The sequence below is a fragment of the Leptospira bandrabouensis genome (genome assembly GCF_004770905.1).
Classification (GTDB): domain Bacteria; phylum Spirochaetota; class Leptospiria; order Leptospirales; family Leptospiraceae; genus Leptospira_A; species Leptospira_A bandrabouensis.
The window spans coordinates 1,099,728-1,120,013 of record NZ_RQHT01000014.1; the positions used below are offsets into that span (position 1 = coordinate 1,099,728).

22 protein-coding genes are annotated in these 20,286 nt (G+C 36.4%); 9 read left to right on the forward strand and 13 right to left on the reverse strand.

All coding sequences use genetic code 11. The annotated features are described in order from the left end of the window. The first annotated feature begins 36 nt into the window (after positions 1 to 36). The 3 genes from prfA to EHR07_RS12430 all read left to right on the forward strand — a co-directional run bounded on the left by prfA (position 37) and on the right by EHR07_RS12430 (position 3,461). Positions 37 to 1,098, forward strand: a complete 1,062-nt coding sequence (prfA, locus tag EHR07_RS12420; RefSeq protein WP_135745362.1) for a peptide chain release factor 1 — start codon at positions 37 to 39, stop codon at positions 1,096 to 1,098. Between the two features lie 82 nt (positions 1,099 to 1,180). Further along, entirely contained in the window at positions 1,181 to 2,872 is a 1,692-nt protein-coding gene (locus EHR07_RS12425) for a S8 family serine peptidase (protein ID WP_135745363.1), read from the forward strand. 4 nt (positions 2,873 to 2,876) lie between these two features. Further along, positions 2,877 to 3,461 carry a hypothetical protein gene (locus tag EHR07_RS12430; protein ID WP_238776870.1) on the forward strand — a complete coding sequence of 195 codons (585 nt, stop codon included), beginning with the start codon at positions 2,877 to 2,879 and terminating at the stop codon, positions 3,459 to 3,461. A gap of 25 nt (positions 3,462 to 3,486) precedes the next feature. Here EHR07_RS12430 and EHR07_RS12435 read toward each other — a convergent pair whose 3' ends face one another. From EHR07_RS12435 to EHR07_RS12445, 3 genes are read right to left on the reverse strand one after another with little or no spacing between them, the layout of a single operon-like run. Next, positions 3,487 to 5,097: an ATP-binding protein gene (locus tag EHR07_RS12435; protein ID WP_135745365.1), complete on the reverse strand. Its 1,611-nt coding sequence runs from the start codon at positions 5,095 to 5,097 to the stop codon at positions 3,487 to 3,489. Beyond that, positions 5,097 to 5,699, reverse strand: coding sequence for a chemotaxis protein CheX (locus EHR07_RS12440; RefSeq protein WP_135745366.1), 603 nt, complete (start codon positions 5,697 to 5,699; stop codon positions 5,097 to 5,099). The genes EHR07_RS12435 and EHR07_RS12440 overlap by 1 nt, the downstream gene beginning before the upstream one ends. A 3-nt stretch (positions 5,700 to 5,702) precedes the next feature. Then, positions 5,703 to 6,062 carry a response regulator gene (locus EHR07_RS12445; protein ID WP_135745367.1) on the reverse strand — a complete coding sequence of 120 codons (360 nt, stop codon included), beginning with the start codon at positions 6,060 to 6,062 and terminating at the stop codon, positions 5,703 to 5,705. 83 nt (positions 6,063 to 6,145) lie between these two features. Between EHR07_RS12445 and EHR07_RS12450 the strand changes: the two genes are divergently transcribed. Then, the gene (locus EHR07_RS12450) at positions 6,146 to 6,643 is read left to right on the forward strand and encodes an MORN repeat-containing protein (protein WP_208739780.1); all 498 of its coding nucleotides are present in this window, start codon (positions 6,146 to 6,148) and stop codon (positions 6,641 to 6,643) included. Here EHR07_RS12450 and metF read toward each other — a convergent pair. Next, the gene (gene metF, locus EHR07_RS12455) at positions 6,608 to 7,495 is read right to left on the reverse strand and encodes a methylenetetrahydrofolate reductase [NAD(P)H] (protein ID WP_135745368.1); all 888 of its coding nucleotides are present in this window, start codon (positions 7,493 to 7,495) and stop codon (positions 6,608 to 6,610) included. The two genes, EHR07_RS12450 and metF, sit on opposite strands and share 36 nt — an antisense overlap. Before the next feature lie 12 nt (positions 7,496 to 7,507). Continuing rightward, positions 7,508 to 8,323, reverse strand: coding sequence for an SDR family NAD(P)-dependent oxidoreductase (locus tag EHR07_RS12460; RefSeq protein WP_135745369.1), 816 nt, complete (start codon positions 8,321 to 8,323; stop codon positions 7,508 to 7,510). 59 nt (positions 8,324 to 8,382) lie between these two features. On the opposite strand from EHR07_RS12460, the gene EHR07_RS12465 reads away from it, so the two are divergent. After that, a complete protein-coding gene (locus EHR07_RS12465; RefSeq protein ID WP_135745370.1) occupies positions 8,383 to 9,138 on the forward strand; it encodes a biotin--[acetyl-CoA-carboxylase] ligase in 756 nt (251 codons plus the stop codon). A 15-nt stretch (positions 9,139 to 9,153) separates the two neighbouring features. Beyond that, the gene (locus EHR07_RS12470; RefSeq protein ID WP_208739847.1) at positions 9,154 to 9,930 is read left to right on the forward strand and encodes a type III pantothenate kinase; all 777 of its coding nucleotides are present in this window, start codon (positions 9,154 to 9,156) and stop codon (positions 9,928 to 9,930) included. On the opposite strand, the gene EHR07_RS12475 is transcribed toward EHR07_RS12470, so the two are convergent. From EHR07_RS12475 to EHR07_RS12490, 4 genes are all read right to left on the reverse strand, one after another. Next, a complete protein-coding gene (locus EHR07_RS12475) occupies positions 9,919 to 10,446 on the reverse strand; it encodes an SGNH/GDSL hydrolase family protein (protein WP_135745372.1) in 528 nt (175 codons plus the stop codon). The genes EHR07_RS12470 and EHR07_RS12475 overlap by 12 nt on opposite strands. 119 nt (positions 10,447 to 10,565) lie before the next feature. Beyond that, entirely contained in the window at positions 10,566 to 12,002 is a 1,437-nt protein-coding gene (locus tag EHR07_RS12480; RefSeq protein WP_135745373.1) for an ArnT family glycosyltransferase, read from the reverse strand. Positions 12,003 to 12,009: 7 nt separating this feature from the next. Beyond that, a complete protein-coding gene (locus EHR07_RS12485) occupies positions 12,010 to 12,348 on the reverse strand; it encodes an STAS domain-containing protein (protein ID WP_002975971.1) in 339 nt (112 codons plus the stop codon). A 55-nt stretch (positions 12,349 to 12,403) separates the two neighbouring features. Further along, positions 12,404 to 13,021: a tyrosine-type recombinase/integrase gene (locus EHR07_RS12490; RefSeq protein WP_135745374.1), complete on the reverse strand. Its 618-nt coding sequence runs from the start codon at positions 13,019 to 13,021 to the stop codon at positions 12,404 to 12,406. A 191-nt stretch (positions 13,022 to 13,212) separates the two neighbouring features. Here EHR07_RS12490 and EHR07_RS12495 point away from each other — a divergent pair, with 191 nt between their 5' ends. The 3 genes from EHR07_RS12495 to EHR07_RS12505 are packed head-to-tail and all read left to right on the forward strand — an operon-like array spanning position 13,213 to position 15,966. Beyond that, complete coding sequence (locus EHR07_RS12495) at positions 13,213 to 14,283, forward strand: toxic anion resistance protein (RefSeq protein WP_135745375.1); 1,071 nt, start codon at positions 13,213 to 13,215, stop codon at positions 14,281 to 14,283. A gap of 1 nt (position 14,284) precedes the next feature. Further along, a complete protein-coding gene (locus EHR07_RS12500; protein WP_135745376.1) occupies positions 14,285 to 15,154 on the forward strand; it encodes a DUF4870 domain-containing protein in 870 nt (289 codons plus the stop codon). Then, entirely contained in the window at positions 15,154 to 15,966 is an 813-nt protein-coding gene (locus EHR07_RS12505) for an inositol monophosphatase family protein (protein ID WP_135745377.1), read from the forward strand. Before EHR07_RS12500 ends, EHR07_RS12505 begins: the two co-directional genes overlap by 1 nt. Here the strand turns inward: EHR07_RS12505 and EHR07_RS12510 are convergent. From EHR07_RS12510 to EHR07_RS12525, 4 genes are read right to left on the reverse strand one after another with little or no spacing between them, the layout of a single operon-like run. Then, positions 15,947 to 17,116: a glycosyltransferase family 4 protein gene (locus tag EHR07_RS12510; RefSeq protein WP_135745378.1), complete on the reverse strand. Its 1,170-nt coding sequence runs from the start codon at positions 17,114 to 17,116 to the stop codon at positions 15,947 to 15,949. The two genes, EHR07_RS12505 and EHR07_RS12510, sit on opposite strands and share 20 nt — an antisense overlap. Before the next feature lie 2 nt (positions 17,117 to 17,118). Continuing rightward, positions 17,119 to 18,168, reverse strand: a complete 1,050-nt coding sequence (locus tag EHR07_RS12515) for a glycosyltransferase (RefSeq protein ID WP_135745379.1) — start codon at positions 18,166 to 18,168, stop codon at positions 17,119 to 17,121. Continuing rightward, positions 18,165 to 19,232, reverse strand: a complete 1,068-nt coding sequence (locus EHR07_RS12520) for a glycosyltransferase family 4 protein (protein ID WP_135745380.1) — start codon at positions 19,230 to 19,232, stop codon at positions 18,165 to 18,167. Before EHR07_RS12520 ends, EHR07_RS12515 begins: the two co-directional genes overlap by 4 nt. After that, positions 19,229 to 20,248, reverse strand: coding sequence for an LIC_10202 family protein (locus EHR07_RS12525; RefSeq protein ID WP_135745381.1), 1,020 nt, complete (start codon positions 20,246 to 20,248; stop codon positions 19,229 to 19,231). The genes EHR07_RS12520 and EHR07_RS12525 overlap by 4 nt, the downstream gene beginning before the upstream one ends. Positions 20,249 to 20,286 lie beyond the last annotated feature (38 nt).

Here is a 20,286-nt window from a genome sequence, read left to right on the forward strand (position 1 = left end):
TATCAAAAACAGGCATTCTATATCCTTTCCATAGACATGATAGATAGATTGAAAAAAATTCAAGAAAAATACCTCCGTATCGAGGATGAGCTCGCCAAAGCCACAGCATCCGATACTTTGAAGAATCTATCGAAAGAAAGATCTCGCCTAACACCAGTATATACAAAAGCTGATGAATATTTAAAAATTACAAAAGATGTTCAGGATGCAAAAGTTCTCCTTGAATCCGAAAATGATCCAGACATGCACGTTATGTTGAAATCAGAGATTGAAGAAGGTGAAAAAAAGTTAGAAGAGTTAGCGAAAGAACTCGAAATTATGTTATTACCTCCAGATCCAAATTCTGGAAAAAGTATTCTTGTCGAAATCCGTGCTGGAACTGGTGGGGAAGAGTCAGGTTTGTTCTGTGCCGATTTATTTCGCATGTATAATAAATATGCTGATAAACAAGGTATTCGAACAGAGATCATTGACGCAAGTCCCACGGGAATTGGCGGTTTCAAAGAAATCGTATTTTCACTCGATGATGAAAGAGCTTATGATTTATTTAAGTTTGAATCCGGTACACATCGTGTTCAGAGAATTCCTGAAACTGAATCGGGTGGACGCATTCATACATCAGCAGTCACTGTAGCAATCCTTCCTGAAGCTGAAGAAAAAGAAATAGAAATCAGAGAAAGTGATTTGCGTATTGACGTCTATCGCTCGTCAGGTGCTGGTGGACAGCACGTCAACACAACTGACTCAGCAGTTCGTATTACACATATTCCAACCGGTATTGTGGTAGCTTCCCAAGAAGAACGTTCTCAAATCAAAAACCGTGATAAAGCAATGCGCGTGTTACGTGCAAGGATTGTAGATCAAATGGCAGATGCTGCCAAACAAAGTGCAGATGCGTTGAAAAAAGCTCAAGTTGGTTCGGGAGACAGGTCTGAAAGGATTCGGACTTATAACTTTCCTCAAGGGCGTTGCACAGACCATAGAATCGGTTTTACGAGTCATAATTTACCTGCCATCATGGAAGGTGACTTGGATGAATTGATTGATGCATTGGTTCAAGAAGATAGATCGAAACGTTTGGCGGAAGCAAAAGCATAAAAAAAGAATTTATTTTTGAAAGGAATTCGGTTGATTCAAACCGTCTGAATGTTATAAGGAATAGGGCGGAAATTTTCATTAGATGAATCGTTTGAAAACTTTAATTGCACTACTTGCTTTCACAAGTTTCGCCTTTGGGAATTGTAAACCTGCCCATAAAGGTGAAAAAATCAGTGATCTCGTTTTATATTATCTTCTATTTTTAGCATTATCCAACGGTTCTGAAGAGAATTGTTCCTTTTCTCCTAGTTCTAACGATCCGCTTTATGGGGACGAATGGCACCTAAAAAATATTGGCCAATTTGGTGGTACTGTTGGTGAAGATGCAAACGTCAGTCCATTATGGGATCAGGATATCTCCGGCAATCGTGTGATTGTCAGTGTGGTAGATGATGGGTTGGATATTAAACATGAAGACTTAGTTCAGAATATTTCGGTAACGGCTCGTGGATTAAATCTCTTAAATGGAACCATTTATCCAACGCATTCCTATTCCAATAGTTTTCACGGTTCTGCAGTAGGGGGAGTGATTGCTGCTCGCGGTGGCAATAATCTCGGTGTTAGAGGAGCAGCACCTTGTTCTAAGTTAGTTGGTGTCAATATACTGGAAAAGTCCACCATCTATACTTCTGATGAATACCGAGCAATGGTAAATGAATCAGCAAGGGTTTCTATATCCAATAACAGTTGGGGTTCTCCTGATAATTATGGATGGCTTTGGCCTTCCAGTGCACTTTGGCAACAAGGTGTAAACGAAGGAATCAGCAAGGGAAAATCAGGAAAGGGAACTGTTTATGTATGGGCAGCGGGAAATGGTGCCTTTAGAAATACAATAGCTTCTCCACTTTTATTCGATAACGCCAACTATGATGGTCAAGCCAACTATTATGGTGTGATGGCCATTGGTGGTATTGGTCAAAATGGAAAAAAGGCGGCCTACTCCGAATCAGGTGCAAATCTATGGGTGGTTGCCCATACACAAGGCAATGACGCCACAGCATATACAACTGCTATATCGACAACAGATGCCACAGGAGCCAATGGATTAAATGTAGGTGGTAGTTCAGGAGATTATTCGTTAGGAAATTATACTAAAAAATTTAATGGAACTTCCTCTGCTACACCACTGGCTGCAGGTGTGGTTGCTCTATTGATTGGGAAATACCCCGATTTGACCTGGCGTGATGTACGTGAGTTAGTTGCCTATAGTGCTAGAAAAAATGATGCGAGTGATGTAGACTGGAGTCTTAATTCTGCAGGATTAAATATTAACCATAAGTATGGATTCGGTGCCGTCGATGCGGTCAGTTTATTGACAAAGGCAAAAACTTGGATACCAATAACAGCAGGACTCATTACTTATACTGCATCAGCATTATCACCTAACACCTCTATTCCTGATAATGATCTTGTGACAGGGGCCACAGTAAATTACAATATTAGTAGTCCCATTAGTTATATTGAATATGTGGATGTAGAATTTACATCAAACCATACATACTTTCCAGAACTTCGCATTGAAATTACTTCTCCCAGTGGAACAAAAAGTGTCCTTTCCGAACCACATTATTGTGTTAATCCGTATAACAATACTACTTGTTCTTCTGGAAATACTTCCATCGCTTCCATGACAGGTTCTTCTACCTATCGATTTGGAGTGGCTCGCCATCTGGGAGAAAATCCGAATGGAATTTGGGTTCTCAAGGTATATGATGCCAGCGCCACTGACACGGGACAAATAAACTCAGTGCAATTACGTATTTATGGAAGGTAAATTTATGATTCCTAGTTTACGGTTAGTTTTTTCATTTCGTTTCACTTTGGTGACTCTTACCACAATCGTTTTTTTTACTTCATTAAATGCGGAACCTAAGGAACCACCTAGCTCCATTACCTTTAAAGAAGGTGGTGTCACAAAAACTTTTTATCTAAATCCGAACGTTGTCGCTGAATATGTAGACATAAAAGAAATTTCAAACTACCAACAGAAAAACCAAGGGAACCAAGGAATTAAATCTGGATGGAACATCCGCCCACAGGGAAAAGTTTTAAATCCAAAATCTAGTAAATCAGCAATTCCTTTGAAAGTAACGGAAGTTTATTCCACAGGTGTCGGAACGGGACCAAATATTGTTTTGCCTGGCATTATCATTATTACTTTTTCTAGTGACCAATCACAAACTTCTTTGGAAAAAATCGCAAACAAATATGGAATTCAAATTCTCGATCAATTGTCCCCCCGATTAGTTAGTTTTCAAACGGAACCAGGTTATTTGTCTATTCAAAAGGCAAATGAAATCCTTTCGGAGCCGAATGTATTGGAAGCTTATCCAGATATTGCATTGGAAAAAAGTTTAAAGTAATATTCGCATAACGAAAATTAGGTTTTTACATCGCCAAATAAAAATACATTAGTTTTAGAATCTCATGTTTTCTCACTGGTTTGGGAAGATAAGATGTGATTCCTGCCAAAAAACTTTTGCTAATATCTTCTTTCTGAACGTTTGCAGAAATAGCAATGATGGGAATTGAGTCGCTAGCTTTAATTTGATTGGCTACTTCGATCTTTCTTATTTCCCTAGTTGCTTCTAACCCATCCATTTCTGGCATTTGCATGTCCATTAAAATGATATCAAATTTTTGTGATTTATACTTTGTTATAGCTTCCTTTCCATTATACGCAATGCTGATATTGATTGGATATTTACGAAAAAAAGTTTTGATGATAAATATATTTTCTTCGGAATCTTCAGCGAGCAGGATATTACAATTTGGAAAATTTTCAGGTTCTGGAAGTTCTAAATTGAGCCAATGTTTGTGTATGTCTGAGTTTCGTTTGATAAAACCTTCGTATGGAATTTCAAAAGAAAATTTAGAACCAATTCCCACATGGCTTACGACTGAAATTTCCCCTCCCATTAATTGGATTAACTTTTTTGTAATCGTTAATCCAAGGCCAGTTCCACCGTATTTCCTCGTAGTAGAGCTATCCACCTGTGTAAAACTCTCAAAAATAGAATCTAATTTTTCTCGAGGAATACCAATCCCTGTGTCCTCTACAGAGATAATTAGATTCTTTTTGTTTTCACCTAACGATGTATTTACGGATATTCTTCCACTTTCCGTAAATTTCATTGCATTACTTAGTAAATTGATTAGAACTTGTTGTAATCTAGTTGAGTCACCTGCAATACTTTCAGCTATTTCTTCATCTACGTTAAATTTTATATCAATGCCTTTTGTCTGGGCCTTCATATAAAACATGGAAACAGTATCTTTCATTAAGTCCCGAATTGAAAAATGGATATGTTCCATTTCTAATTTTCCGGATTCAATTCGAGATAAATCGAGAATATCATTAATTATATTAAATAATGCTTTTCCTGAATTTCGAAGAACCGTTAAATACTCTTTTTGTTCTTCTGTTAACTCTGTTTCATTTAAGGTGTCTGTCATTCCGAGGATTGCGTTTAACGGAGTCCGAATTTCATGGCTCATCGAAGCTAAAAAATCGGTTTTAGCCTGTGATGCTTTTTGCGCTTCGATTTCTCTTTGGTTGGCCAAAGTCATTTTTTCTCGCAAAAGTTTTTCGCGTACCACTTGTTGCGAAACATCTGAAATTTGAATCATACAGAATGAATCAGTTTCATCTTCGATAGAAATTGGAATGATGTGTAAGTATTGATAAATACGATTTCCTATTTCTCGATTTTTTTCGTTATCATAAAGAGGAAAAGGAAATGGATTTAATGTATGAGTTAAAATAGAATACTGAGAAAAATCTAAACAAAGTTTGATAGATTTGAAGGTTCTTGTATTTATTAATTCAGGGAAAATATCTAAGAATGAAGCATTTATTAAATCCTTCTCTTTTATTCCTGAACTTTTAATAAACCAACTATTTGTTAAAACGATATTTAGGTTTTTATCTAGAATGAGAATCCCTATTCCAGATTTCTTTATAATCGCTAGTAAGTGTTTTTCATTAAGAGAATTCACTATTTCAGCTTTTCAATCAGTACTCTAGAAAGATTTTTAATGCTATCAAAGTTAAGAATGAAAAATATATAACCTTTAATATCCTTCCCACTCAGTTTATAATCGATAAAAACTAAGAGAATCGAATTGTCTGTTTTGGGATTTCGTCTGAGAAGTAATTCTTCATATTTCCCTGCAAAGAATTCTGGGATATGGGTTTCAATTTTATAATCAGACATCTTAGCTAAATTTGATAAAATAGCATTTAAAATAATGTTTCCAATTTCACTTAACGCATCTTTTTCAAATTGTGAAACTTCGTTTAAGGCCACATAATCCTTCATCATCATTTTGACGATTTCTAAACTTGCACTTTTATGGAATAAAAGAAATGCAGATCCGTCGCCGATTCCACCAACAAACTTTTGTTCAATGGTGCAAACATCTTGATTTGCTAGATATTCAATATTTTTCGCTTCTTCGGTTGTGATTAGTTTTAAACTTGGTACAGTGAGTAAAATTTCATCAGAAATCATTTCACTCATTAATTTTGCGGCACCGCCTAAACTAATATTGAATAATTCACATAAAGAATCTCGTTCTATTTCAGTTAGAAAATTCATATTTTAATCCAAGAGGGGTATTATTTTTTCAGGGGTTACTGGTTTTTCAACAAAATCAATTCCAATGGTTTTCGCTCGATTTTTTATTGCATCTTGGATGTTTGCGGTAATCAAAACCACTTTTGTATTTTTGTAATTCTTTTTGAGATCTTCTGCTAAATCGAGTCCAGATAAGTTTCCTGGCATATTTTGGTCCAAAGTGAAAAAGTCGATGTCTTGGTGGCCCTTTAAAAGTGTTTTTGCATCATCTGCTGAACTTGCCTCTAAAATATCCCAATCAGGATTTTTTTCTAAAATAATTTTCCGAATCATTAAACGAGTTACTGTGCTATCGTCGACGATTAGCGCTTTTTTTTGTGACATATGTATTGCCTTAATTCCGAACTAGTATATATATGAGATTGCACCTAATAATTGACGGAAAAAAAACAACTCTCCAGCCTTATATGCGATCCAAATATTATTTATTATTATTTTTTTACCTTTTCAGCCTTTGTAAGTCGAATCAAAAAATTTGCGAAGGCGAAAATTGCAGGAATGGAAAATTCCATGTTACCTATGAAAATGGAGATCGTTTTGAAGGAGAATTTTTCGAAGATATCAAACATGGGAAAGGAATTTATTATTATTCTAATGGCGATATTTTTGAGGGTGAATACCAATTCGGTTATAAAGAAGGTTCCGGAATTTATAGTTATGCGAATGGAGACAAATTCATTGGATCTTATTCCAAAGGGAAACGGCAAGGTTTTGGAAAGTATATATATTCTGATGGCTTGATTTTGGAGGGTCATTGGGAAAATAATCACCTCCAGGGAAATGCAAAAATAGTAAATGCTAAGGGAAGTTTGGTGTTAGAGGGAATTTGGAAAGATAGTCGGTGGATGGGAATTACACCGACCAATTCATCAATGAATGCTATCGAAATTTCGAATCCCGAGTGACTCATATATTTTTCGAGTCGCCTTAGACTTGTTAAGCGTATACATATGAATTCCAGCAATTTTGTGATCTAACAAATCTCTGACTTGTTCCGTTGCCCAATGAATACCAACATTTTCTGCATAAACATCGTCTTCTGCACGAGAAAGGGAGTTTAACAATTTTGCAGGAAAATTTGTTCCAAGTGATAACTCTGCCATTCGAGCCATTCCTTTTCTGGAAGTAACCGGCATAATTCCTGCAATGATTGGAACTTTGATACCTGCAATTTCACATCGTTCTACAAAATCATAAAAGTAGTTATTGTTAAAAAACATTTGGGTACAAATGTAATCCGCACCTTGGTCAACTTTCCACTTTAAATATTCAATTTCCTTTAAACGATTAGGAGTGGATGGATGTCCTTCGGGAAAACCGGCAACACCAATCCCCATTTGTGGAAATTCTTTTTTGATGAATCCAACTAATTCACCTGCAAAAGCAAATCCGTTTTCCGTTTTTTGAAATTCCGTTTGTCCTTTCGGAGGATCTCCACGAAGTGCCATGATATTGTGGATTCCACTTTTTTCGTATCGTTTCAGGATTTCTCGGATTTCCTCTTTGGTGGAACCTACACAGGTAAGATGACTAACAATAGTTAGGCCGGTTTCTTCTTGGAGTTTAACCACTAAGTCATGTGTTAGGTCCCTCGTAGATCCTCCTGCCCCATAAGTGACACTTACATAGGCAGGATTCATTTGGGACAATTTTTGTATGTTTCGGAACAAATCTTCTGAGGCTTCCTGATTTTTTGGAGGAAAAAATTCGAAGCTGATCGTGGTTTGTTTTTTACCGAGAACCTGAGAAATATGCATAAAACCTATCCTTTAAACAGGAATATTTTTCTCAAGCCCCTTGTTAGCCAAGAGCCAACCTTTTGATGCTTTTGTTTTCACGGCCAACCAGAGCGCAAATTTAGGAAACAAGGCTGGGAGGATCACGATTGAGGCTCGCAAATAGGAAGGCACCAATACTTCCCCTGGATTTTTTTTAATGGCCGAAACAATGGCATCTGCTACTTGAGAAGGTTCGATCACAGGGGTAAAAATAGAAGGTTTAACACCGTCAATCATTCTTGTATTGACCATTGTTGGGCAAATCCAGCTAACACCGATTTGTGATTCATAAAGTTCCATTTTTAGGGCTTGGGAAAAACCAACCATAGCGTGTTTTGTTGCAGAATAAGTTACAGTTCCTTCCGTTCCAAATTTACCAGCAATACTTGCTAAATTGATGATGGCAGCTTCCTTTTGTTCCCGAAGGATTGGCAAGGAAAGATAAACCAACTTCATTGGTCCTGCTACATTAATTTGAATGGCTTTGTTCCAAACGGAAAAATCCTTTCCTTCATAGTATCCACTGGGCGCAATTCCTGCGTTGTTAATTAAAATTTGAAAAGTCAGTTTTTTCTTTTGGATTTGTTTAATGAGAGATTCGATTTCTGACTCTTTAGAAAGATCGCAAGCAAAGCCGTAGAATTTTCTTCCCTGTGATTCCACTTTATTTTGAATCTCTTTTAATAAGGGCAATTTAACATCAACGCCGATGATATCATTTCCTTCTTTTGCTAAACGTTCCGCCGTTAAGGCGCCGATTCCCATCCCACACCCAGTAATAAGTATTGTATTTCCCGATAGTTTCATATATTAAATCTAATGCTTTTTTTACTTTCGTCAATCCGAATCAAGAGAGAAATAGACACATGGAATATAGATTGTTAAAGTCGGAATTGGGCCACAGACTTCCCACCGTTACTTCGACGAATGAATGGATTCGAGATGTGTCCATTCCATTTGGTTCGTGGGTGATTGCTGAGGAACAAACTGCGGGCAAGGGTCGTGGACAAAATGTTTGGCAATCGTTAGGCGAAGATCCTTTGATTTTTTCTGGAAAAATCCGGATTTCAGCCGCCGAAATATCACTTCCCTTATTATCGATTTTTGTTTCCTCTGCGGTATTAAAAACAATCTTCCATTTTTTTCCGGAACGGGAAGAAGATACAACAGTCAAGTGGCCCAATGATATTTATCGCGGTGACAAAAAAGTAGCAGGGATTTTGGTTCAGTCCGAGTTTACAAACGGAATTTTTGAAGTAGTGATTGGAATTGGACTTAATTTTTTTGGAAAAAATGTTCCTGAGATTTTGAAAGATAAAGCTACTTTTTTATGTGATACTCCACTAGAAGAGGGAGTTTTAGAACGTTTTGCAAATCAATTGATAGTAAATATCAACCAATCTGTAATTGCTCTCCTGGACCAAGGACAGATCTTAAAAGATTTAGTTTGGATTGAGGACCATTCCTTATTAAAACATAAAGTGATTGAAACCGAATGGCAATCGAGAATGGTACGTGGACGTGTTTTGGGAATTGATGAATTAGGATTCCTTCTCATTATGACCGAAACCGGTGAAAAGATTGAACTCATGGATACTTCACCAAAATTTCGGATTATATAAATGTCAGAATCACCTTTGTTATTAGTTATCGATGTGGGAAATACAAACACTGTATTTGGTGTGTTCCGTGAGGGAGAAGAAACTCCAGACTTTCACAAAAGAACAGTGACAAGAAGAGATCGAACCTCTGATGAGTTAGGCCTTTTTTTAAAAGGTTTTTTGACCCAGGAAAATGTTAAAGCCGACCGTGTAAAAACTGCAATTTATTCAAGTGTAGTTCCATCACTCAATCCTATCGTGGAACGAATGTTAGAAGATTGGTTTAGTGTCAACCCACTCCGAGTTCATTATCAAATGAAACTCAATTTTGGGATTAGTTATCCTCGCCCTTTTGAAATCGGGGCCGATCGATTGGTCAATGCTGCTTATTGCGCCAAAACATACCCCGGAAAAAAAGCAATCCTAGTGGATTTGGGAACAGCAACTACTTTCTGCGTAATCAGTGAAAAACCGGAATATGTGGGAGGAGTCATTGCACCGGGCTTAAAAATTTCTATGGATGCTTTAACAAGGAACACAGCACAACTTCCACCCATTGTTTTTGGATCTCCCAAACGAGTATTAGGCGAATCAACGGTTGAGTCAATTCAGGCTGGTTTTTTCTTTGGTTGGATTGGTTTATTAAAAGAAATTGTTAGAGCCATAAAGGAAGAACATCCTGGTGATTACGTTGTGGTGGGAACTGGTGGCCTTGTCACTACCATCCACGCTTCGCATAACCAAGTGTTCGACGAAATTGATCCAATGATGACTCTAAAAGGTTTAAAAATTTTGGCGGATTTAAATTCCTAAGATTTTTTTCTTATACGCCTCTCCCATAAGTTCATATCCAATTTGGTTGGGGTGAATGGGATCGGATACAGGATATAAGGGAACTTCCCCAGTGTAGGACTCAAATATAGATTCCATTTCAACATAGTCTAAATTGGATCTATTTTCTTTCATTCTACGTATGGTTTCATTATTGGTTCGGATCGTTTCTCGAATCGAAGTCATTTTTGTAAGAGGAATTGTAGTTAGTAAAACTTTGGAAATTTGTGAAGATTCCAAAAACTGTATGAGCTCAATGTTTCTAGACTCAAACCCACTGGTTCCATAAACCATTGCATCATTAGTTCCCAATTCAATGATCCAAAGATCGGTAGGAATTTCATTTAAGCGACTTTTGTTTTGTAACCAATCTTCAATTGTGTATCCAGCCACCGAGATATCTGTTACTTTATAACCCTGCGGTAGTTTTGTTTTAAGTCCGAATCCATCGGACCATTGCCCCAAAGAATCCCCAACGATTGTAATGCGACGTTCCATTGGAACTCCAGAGAGTAGAGTTAAATATTGATTTGTTGGTTGTTTTGAATGATAACAACCTATCAAAAAAAATATGATAATGTTAAAGATTTGAAATTTTTTTTTAAGAACCAAGATGTTCATTTTTTTGTATAAACAATGGTTTTATAATGTAGCCAATGATTGCCTGGAACAGGGATTTCCCATTCTTCCCGATTCCACGAGGATTCATTTAGATATTCTCTTATTACGTGATTGATGAGTTGGTCATCATAAAACACAAAACTATCTCGTGTTTTGATCGTTTTAATATATACATCGGAAGGAATATCCAATTCTCCTGGAATAAATTCTAAGAGATTCATATCAGGTCGGTTCTTTCGTAATTGGAAATAAGGATCAGGTAAGGCCTGTAAATAAACAGATTTTGAATGAGACAAACTCATTTCTATATGTTGGAAATGTGATTCTAAAATTCGTTTGGAATCAGTTCGATACCAATGGATATGGTTTATATATAATAAGGACGAAAGTGATAATAGAATCCCAACGAAAGCTAACTTGGAACTAGAACCTTCTGAGTCGTAGAGTAAAGCCATTCCATATGCCAATGGGAATAGAATGTGAAAAACATACCATCCCTCAGAGGATGTGTATAAAGCAAGTAGGACGGAAAGAATCCAAATCCAAAACAGTATCCATTTTTGATTCAGTTTTCCAAATGTTTTAAATAACTGATAGGAAATATAAGTGAGTGCAGAGAGTTCAATTGCGATAAGAATCAATCGTAATTTGGGAAATCCAAATCCAAAGGAGAATACTTTTAGTTTGTCTACTAAAGTGAAAGTTTCTAATAGATTGCGTTTTCGTGTGAGTTGTGCGCCGAATTGGATTTCAAACCATTCCCAATTAGGGTGGATATAATACATCCAACATAGTATGGGAAGAACTCCTCCAAAAATAAACCAAGGAAGAGTTTTGAAACCAAAGTTTCGCCAGACTAAAAAAAGTGTCACTAATCCTAATGAGGCGCCAATCGGATGCGATAAAAAAGAAAACGATAGTGTAACGCCTGCTAAAAAAACATACAAGTGTTTTGATTTGTCTTTGTTCGTTGCAAATAGAAGACTTAGGATAAAGAAAAAAGCTGTTAAACCTTCCATTCTCGCAGCAGTTCCAAAACGAAAAAGAAGAGGTTCCCAAAGGATACTTGCAAATGCAATTTGGCTTGCCCATGGGGAGATTGATTCTCTTCTGAGTAACCAGTAAAAACCTAATGCACTAAGATATACTATGATTACGCTAGCAATACGAACGGTTGTTAGTGTGTCCGGAAATATCGATAGGGAAAAACCAGAGAATATTAAATAGAGGGGTGGCATCCATAAGGTTTTGGATTCCATTCCGGGAATGAGACCATTCAAAACATCTGTTTGTAAATGGCCATTGGTCGAAAAAGACAATGCTGGGGAGAAAAAGAGTACTTCATCAGGCCAGACGACCGGGAAAATATCCAAGTTCATCCAAACCTGGAAGAAAAAAACTGCGGAAATAATTAAAAACGAGGCATAAGCCACGTGGGTTTTATTTAGAGAGGGAATTAACGGCTTCTTGTTCCGTTTCGAAGACTTCAAACAAGTCCAAAAGTTCCACCACATCAAAAACCTTTTTCACTGGAGGTGTGATGCAACAGAGTTTTAGTTTTCTGCCTTGTTTGTCTAACTCCCGAACCATCCCTACAAAGATACGAATTCCAGAGGAAGAAATATAAGAGATAAGCTCCAAGTTGATGATGATATCGCCCTCGCCGTTTTGCACATCATCAGCCAATTTGGCCTCCACTTCATCCGAATGGGTAATGTCCAAACGACCGTTAAGGTGAACGAGTGTGTGCTTTCCGATTTTTTTGGTCTTAATTTCCAAAGCGAGCCTACTTGGTGACTAGAATCTCTGAAAACACCAAAGGTTCAAGAAATTTTTAAGCTGCTTGGTTTTTGTTTCGATTAAAAAGTCGCGGATTCGTTCGTTCTTCGACCGGAATGTGCAATAATATTCTTTGTCTTGTGGAACGAGTCGACCTATGTCCCAAAAACTCCTGAATTTCCCAAACAGGAAAACCTTTTTTGAAAAGATCTAAGGCAATGACATCGCGAAGGAAAGGAATATGAATTTCTTTGGCAATGAGGTTACTTGCGTTCTTAAGAATTTTCTGAATAGTTCTTGTTCTTAGTTTTCCATAGCGTCCAGGAAATAGATAATCGCTAGGAGAGAACTCAGAGGAATACCGGTACAGCTCTAATGCTAAGTTGGGTTCGATAAAAATCTTTCTTCTGCGCAAACGACCACCGTTCTTTAATTTGAAGAGATTGCGTTCTGAATTGAAATCAGCGATTTTAAGGTGGATGAGTTCTGGCAGGGAAAGTCCCGTACATACTAGAAACTTAATGATTAAGTAGTGTAGGTAGTTTCGATCACGGAGTCGGAATAAAAGAGTTCTGACTTCTGACTGGTCAATCAATTGGTTATCAAGAGTCATAACATCAACTGTCAAAACTTGTGGAAGAAGGGCTGGTATTTTTAAATTATTATTTAGCATAAATTTTCTCGCAGGAATGTAACAGTTATAACAATCCTTGCAATCAATTTGTCACCAAACTGCGGTTTTGGATCGAAAATTCCGAAGAAATAAATTTACTTGTTCATGTTTTTGCACCTTCCCATTTTCTGCTTGATTCAAATTCTAAAAACGATCCTATCTTTGGGAGAAACGATAAAGGACAGAAACGAATGGACTCTTTGGAACTGAAAACGAATGACCCGGAACTGCAACTCACAAAGGAAGATTTACAAAAAGTAGAAGAACTTACCGGGCAAATAAAACTCAATCATCCGAACGATGTTATCTCATACGGTGCCTCGGCCCAAGCTAAGGTTTCCGAATTTGCGGACAAAGTTCTTTCAGAAATCAAAACAAAAGATTCAGGTTATGCCGGTGAACTTCTAAACAACCTTTTGTTTAAAATCAAAGATCTGAATTTGGATAGTTTCGCGGGGGAAGGGAACACTTTGTCCAAAATTCCTTTGATCGGTGGTCTTTTTGATGCTTCCCGGAAGTTTTTGGCAAAATTTGAAGACCTACAGTCCCAGGTGGAGAAGATCGTAGAAGAATTGCATACAGCACGTACTAATTTGACAAAAGACATAACATTATTACAGGCGTTATATGAGAAAAACTTGGAATATTTTAAGGAAATCCAAGTGTATATTGCTGCCGGCGATCAGAAAGTAAAAGAGTTAAGAGACAAAATCTTACCGGAGATGTTAGAAAAAGCCAAAGCACAGGGTGACACCTTGGCTTCCCAACAATACCAGGACATGGTCCAAATGGTCGATCGATTTGAGAAAAAAATCCACGACTTGAAACTCACTCGAATCCTCTCTCTGCAGACCGGACCCCAAATTCGACTGATCCAAAACGGTAACCAAGTTTTGGTTGAAAAAATTCAAAGTTCAATCTTAAACACAATTCCTCTTTGGAAAAATCAAATTGTCATCGCATTAGGTTTATTACGTCAAAGAAAAGCTTTAGAAGCTCAAAAAGAGGTTTCTAAAACAACAAACGATTTAATCCAAAAGAATGCAGAGATGTTAAAAACAGGAACTGTGGAAATTGCCAAAGAGTCAGAAAAAGGTATCATCGAAATTGAGACTTTAAAAACAGTGAATCAAAAGTTAATCGAAACTATTACTGAAACATTAAAAATTCAAGAGGATGGTCGTCAAAAACGAAAAGCTGCAGAACAAGAAATGATTAAAATCGAATCAGATATAAAACAAAAACTATTGGAATCAAAGTAGAATGACAGAAGTGCAATTGGAACAAAATCAAGAAGAAAAGAAGTGGGCAAGGCGTGCCCACCTCTCTACAATCCTTACCTATCCGATGGCTTTATTGCCTTTTCCGTTTTTCATTTCTTCACTGGGTGCAATTGTTTATCCATTTGTGATGTGGCTTTCTCGAAATAAGTCTTCTTATTCCGCTAAACAATCGTTAGAGGCAATGTATTTACAGGCTTTATTATCGTTAGGCTTTTTTGGATTTGGAACTAAGTTCGGTGATGATCGGGTTTTACTTGTTTTTTCCTATGTATTTATGGCATTCCTACATGTTATTTTTTTAGGAATTGCTATTTATCGAACGACGATAGGGAAAGAACATCATTATCCATTTAGTTTTTTTCCTCTACTATTTTCCTCTAATAAAACAAAGGAAAACTGGAACGAACTAAAGAAAAAATTTGAAGATAAAGTCGAGTTTACTGAATACAAAACACAAATGGATAAATTGGATGGATTTCGAGTTCAGACAGAAAAAGAATCCAAGTTTTTGACAGATACTTCCCTGCAAAGTCTGTGTAATGAATATTTACATTCCTTGTCGGATTTGCGCGTTCGACTTGCGGAAGATCCTTTATCATATCGCAAAGCGAAACAATTTCTAAATTATTTTCCAGAGACTGTATCCAAAATTTTAAATCAGTACAATAAAGTTAGTTTGGAAGGTAATTCCCCGGAATCGGAAAAAAGAAAAACTGAATTGAATTCTTTGCTTAGCGAAGTAATCAAAACGACAGAACAGGTAAGAAATAAATTAAAGGCTGATGAAACTCTAAATTTAGATGTTGAGATCACCGCGATGAAGAAAAACATCGAATTTGGTGGGTATTGATGCATTCTGAGTTACTGGATAGATCTTATCATTTTTTAAATTTTCTTCCATCAGTTTCCAACTTCCTGATTCAAAAACATAAAGAATCGGAACTGAAGGTAGATGAAAAAGGTTTGTACAACCTTGTCACAGAAGCAGATTTAAAAGCTGAGTCTATGATTTTGGATGAAATCCAAAAGAATTATCCAGCCGATGGGATCCTTTCAGAAGAACGTGGAAAGTTAGAAGGTAAGTCAGGTTACACTTGGGTTGTGGATCCATTGGATGGGACAACCAACTACACACATGGGCTTCCTCTCTACGGTATCTCTGTTGGAGTTGTAGAAACCGAAACGATGTCTCCACTCCTAGGAATGGTTTTTTTTCCAGAACTCAATACTTATTATCATGCGATCAAAGGACAAGGAGCATTTCGAGAAAAAACTCAAATCCAAGTTTCCAAAACGAGTGCTCTCAAGGATTCACTGTTTGTTACAGGTTTTCCTTATGACCGGAATTTATCTTTAGATACTCTTATGCAGTACTATAAATCCATTTTGCAAAAATCGCGTGGAATCCGACGAACAGGGGCAGCAACTCTCGATTTATGTTGGTTAGCGGAAGGAAAGTTTGAAGGTTATTATGAACTTGGATTAAAACCTTGGGATATGGCTGCGGCTGGTTTGATTGTTCTCGAAGCAAAAGGAAAAATCACATCAATGGATGGGAATGACTTTTCTATTTTGATTCCGAGTTTACTTGCTACAAATGGTCTTGTGCATGAATATTTGTTAGCTGAGTTTGAAGGGAAAATTAACCGAGTAGCATACTAACCATCTGGTTTAGTTTATTTCGGATCACATCTTTACTGAAGTTTGCCAAAACATACTGACGGCCATTCTGCCCCATTCGATTTGCAATCTTGCGATTTTCTAACAAAAAATCTAAGGTCCTTTGAAAGGAAAGAGAATCTGAATAAAATAGGCCACCTTGGCTTCGCAAACAATGCCCATGCATTACTGAGGATTTCGCATTCACTAAAACAGGTTTTTCCTGAATCCATGCTTCCATAATAGATATGGAAAAACTTTCATAAGCTGATGGGTTCAGTAAAAGAAAAGACTTTTGGATCTCAGTAATTTTTTCTTCTTCACTAACAAAACCGGTAAAAACGATCAACGGGTCTTTTGGAATTTCCATAGAAGCAATCGATCCGAGACATTTCAAAGAAACATCGCTTCGATGAGAATACAAATTCCAATTCTGAAAGAATTCAAAAAGTTCAGGAAAACCTTTTGCAGGTTCTATTCTACCAATGGTAATTAATTGGTTCGCATTATTATTGTTAGGATTTATATTTTTAAAAGTATCATTAATATAGGTTCCAATTAAAAAATAGGATTGGACCCTTTGTTTTGTATTATTTTCATAAACAACCAACTCTTCTGGCGCATTAAAACTATAGATAAAATTATTTGAATAAGTTTTTTTATATATAGGAAGACGAAAAGGTGGTTCATCATGAAATGTTGGTACAATGACAAACGGAATTTTTAAATTGGGAATACTTGCAACCACAGGGTAATAAAGATATCCAATTAGAATGGCAATATCGAAATGATTTTGTTCTTTCGTTATATAATCTACTAAGTCAGGGCAGTAGGGTCCTTGTTCTTTTAAGAATTCAAATTGTTCTTTCTCGGAAACAGAATCACCTTTTTCTAAACATTGATTTAAAATGCGGTTCATTTTAACCATGTTGCGAGTTTGATTCACTGGAAATCGAATGATACGAATTTGATTTTCCAGGTTTTGGCCTTTCTGAAATTCATTTTTCCAACTCACATAATCTTTTGCGCATGATGTACAAACTGTAACATCGTTAGATTCCGATAAAATGGATGCATAGTCATGAGCTAATTTTTCAGCTCCACCAGAGGCATTTTCCAGAAATCGCGCTGTGATGATGAGGATTTTTGCCATAACTAAGGTTTGGCCACTTCCAGTAGCGGAAGGATACTTGTTGATTCTAAATATTCATTTAGTCTTTGATTTTGTGAATAAATTAAAGAATTTCTGAAATCGGTATTTTTAAAAATAGAATCTACGAGAGGGACAAGTGTTTCAAAATCCTTCGATTCAAAAAGGATTCCTGAATTTCCTAGTGTTTCGGGAACGGCCGCAGCAGCGAAAGCAACAACAGGAAGATGAAAATAAATGGCTTCCATAAGAGGAACACAAAATCCTTCATGTTCACTCATTGATAAAAAAATATTACTTTCCGAATAGATTTTTTTTAACATCCTTTCATCAACATAGGAAATGATTTTTACTTCTTCCGTTAAATCTAAGTGATGAATCATAAAATTGAGTTCGTCCATATAAGATTGTTGGTTTGGATTACAGAATCCCAACATTCGCATGGAAAATTGATTTCCCATTTTCGACTTCCATGTTCTTGCAAAACGAATTAAATCATCTTGTCGTTTATTTGGTGCTATGCGACCAACAAAAAGGAAGGAAGGTTGCGTAAAAGATTTTGAAATAGGATCTCTTGGTACATCTTTCCATTTTTGGAAATTCAAATGTAAAGGAAGTAACCGAACATGTTTAAATCCAATTTCCTTTAGTTCTGCCAAATTAAAATTAGAAACCGCAAAAGAATGATGAAAATGATCCCGTATGATTTCTAAATCTTCGCGACCTTTTCTTAACAAGTACGAGAACTTTAAGTCATAACCTGAAAAAAAATCTTCAGGTGTCACATTATGATAAATAAGAATTTTTTTATTTGGGAATTTTAAAACAAAATTTAAAACTTCACTATGGATGGAATGATGATAAACTAAAACATCATTTGGTTTAATATTTGCCTTACTGAGTTTTTCTGCATATTTTCTATCATAAGAAAATATATTTTCGGCAAATATTTTTCCATAATAACCTTCCTTCGAAAGTAAACGTTTTATCTCCAACATTTCCTGAGAGATTGCGTCACCTAACTGAAATCCTGCAGAAAACTGGTGTATATTCATTGGATACCGGAACTGAGAATTTTTGAAATCTCTTCTCGAAATGGGAATCGATTGTAAAATTCCAATACTTTGTATTGTTCAGAAATCAGGGAAGTTCGTTTTTCTTGATGAAATAAATTATCTTTCATTTGTTTGATGATAGAAGGGTAATCTTTCGACTTAAGAAGAACACCTGCTCCTTTCATAGTTCCAGGAATTGCTCCTGCGGCATAAGCAAAAACAGGAATCCCCGATCCAAAAGCTTCCAGAATTGGTAGGCAAAACCCTTCGTGTTCACTCATGGAAACAAAGGCTCCTGTCTCTTTTAAAATTGAGATTACTTCCTCGTCTGTTTTACCAACCAAAAAATTCACTTTTTCTTCTAAACCTAATCTTCGTACCGTCTCTGTTAGTCTTTCGAAGTAACCATCGAAAGCGCCAATCACAGAGCCTATACATAAACATTTTGCATCGGGAAATTCTTTTACCCAGTAGGAGAATAATGCAATTAGATCCTCCCATTTTTTTTGAGGGGAATAGCGCCCAACAAATACCAAAGAATGATTTCTCGACAATTTTTCTGCTTTCGAATGGGAATCATAGGTTTTACATATAGGGATGATATAAGGATTTTTGAATTGGTATTCGGATACAGTTTGTAAATTATATTCGGAGTCACACCAAATAGAATCTGCAATTATGGATAAGGTTGCTAATTCTAAATAAGATAGAGATTCAAATTTCTCCATTGCTAGGTAAATATCAGGTGTTGTTGTGTCTTTATAATAGATAGCTGGAGTTACATTATGAAATCTTATTATCTTTTTCCCTGGTAAATTTAAGAACAATTCATAAGGATATCCTGCTCCACCATAGTGAAGAATGTGGATATCATTGGAAGCAGTTGGATGTTGAAATTGACTAGTGAGATGGAACTCACTATTTAAAGGTTTCCCTTTTCTTGGTTGTCTGGTAACAAAATGCGATTTGTAACCTAACGAATTAAAAACTTCCGCAAGGCCAATGGCATCATTTCCTACTCCATCAGAATCTTTAAGTTCATCTAAATGTTGAAAAACATTCATGTATTGAATTTTGTATATCTGTAAACTTTTGTGTCTTCTGTCGTAGAAAGATCTCGAACTTCTTTAAAACCAAGGGTTTCTAAATAGTTTGGCAACTTGTCTAAATCAATTTCTGAAACTTGAATGTCGCTGAAGGGGCGGTTTAAATGATTGGGTTTGATTGTTACAGAAAAATATAAATGTTTTTCATGGGGAAGTGCATTAGAAATTTCAGCGAATAACTTTTCGATCCAGAAAGATGGAAATCGGTTAAGAGGTAAGTATACTAAAATGTCAGTAAAATTGTTTAGAATATTTCTTAAGGGAAATAATTGATTTTCCAATCGGATGGTAGAGGTAATTTTATTTTGAATGAACCGAAATTCGTTTTCGTCCGAGGTGATTGATTGAAAGGGAATTTTTAAAATGGAGAGTTGTTTTAAAATGTCTCCCCATTCAGGAAATAATACGGTGATTTCCTTTGATTTTGAAATATCTTCTAATGCTACTTTCCAAGCTGGATTAGAACCTGCATCGATAAAATAGGAATTGGCCGCCCAACCAAAGTTAGGCAAAGAATTCGATGTTGTTTGCAACAAATGATCTCTATAAAATCCATCAAACCGGTTTTCAATTTGTTCAATTCTTTTTCCCAGACGAACCAGTTCATGTAATACCGAAAAAAAAGCACGTATTCTATTTTCAGAAAGTTTTTTATCGATTAGTCCATAAACAGAGATTAGGCGACCGAGGAGATATTTGATTGGACCTTTGATAAACCAGAACTTGGGATTAGAAAACTTAGGACTAGAAATTCCTTTTTCGAAGAGGTGAGCGGTCCCTGCCGGATCAAATTTTCTAAATCCTTGAGGAGATTCGGGTTTATAACTCAACTTTGTCAGTTCCAACCAGTTTGCAGCTTGGGATGGATCGAGAGGAATCTTCGATTCGATTTTCTGCATTAATTCCGATACATTTAACTGTGGGTCTCGGATTTCGACAAAGGGGGTTGGATTGAATTTCTTTTTGTCTTCCACAGTTTTCTTTCTTTTCTTGAGAGGATTTGAAAAATTGG